1 protein-coding gene is annotated in these 1,074 nt (G+C 69.8%); it reads left to right on the forward strand.

Annotated features, from left to right (window positions below; genetic code table 11):
• Positions 1-213 precede the first annotated feature (213 nt).
• The coding region (locus NQ160_RS21430; protein WP_257517090.1) for an MFS transporter at positions 214-1,074 on the forward strand (861 nt) is incomplete at its 3' end.

Genomic DNA, 1,074 nt, shown 5'->3' on the forward strand with positions numbered 1-1,074 from the left:
CCGCTCTCCCCATGTACAACACATGTTGTCCACCGTTTCATCCACAGGACGCCATCTTCGTCGAGGCGGATCCAGCCGCTGAATCACGCGGGTCTCGCCCCGCCGCGGCAGATCCATCCACAGGCACGACGCTACGGACCCCCTCCGACACTGAACATCCTGTGGACTCGCCGCCCCGGCGTGTCGCCGCGGGGCGCGGTAGCGTGGATACACGTGGCGGGATATCGGGACCTTCTGCGCAGTCCAGGCGTGGCGCGCATCATGGCGGCGCAGCTGACGGCGCGCTTCCCCAACGGCATGACGAGCCTGGCGATTCTGCTGCACATCGAGAACGTCACCGGCTCCTACGGCGCCGCGGGACTCGTGCTGGCGGCGACCTCGGTGGGCCAGGCCGTGGCCGGCCCCGTGACGAGCCGGTGGATGGGCCGCTGGGGCATGCGCAAGGTGCTCACCCTGACGACCATCGTGTGCGCCGTCATGCTCGCCACGCTGGCCTTCGTGCAGACGGTCGTACCCGTGTACATGCTGCTGGCGCTGGTGGCCGGCCTGTCGACTCCACCCGTGCAGCCGGCGGTGCGCACCATCTATCCGAAGATGGTCACCTCGCGCCAGCTGACACCGCTGTTCTCGCTCGACGCATCGCTGCAGGAGATCATCTGGATCATCGCGCCGGTGATGATCACGTTCATCGCCACGCAGGCCGGCACCGTTCCGGCGCTGGTGTGCATCGTGGTGATCCTGCTGGCCGGCTGCTCGTGGTTCATCCTCTCCCCCGAGGTCGGGCGCGTGCGCATTCCCCGCAGCCGCCGCAAGCTCGGCAAGGTGCTCACCCGTCCCGCGGTGATCCTCGCCACGGCGACCGGGTTCCTCCTCATCGGCGCCACGGCGGCGGTGGAGGCGGGCGTGGTCGCCACCTTCGACCACGGCGGCCTCGAGGCCGGCCTCGTGCTCGCGGTGTTCTCGGTCGGCAGCCTTGCCGGCGGGCTCGGGTTCGGCCACATCCCCATCGGCCGCTGGGCGATGGCGCGCCGGTTCGCGATCGTCGCCGCGGGCCTGTGCCTCGCGATGGTGTCG

Source organism: Microbacterium sp. zg.Y909 (assembly GCF_024626565.1).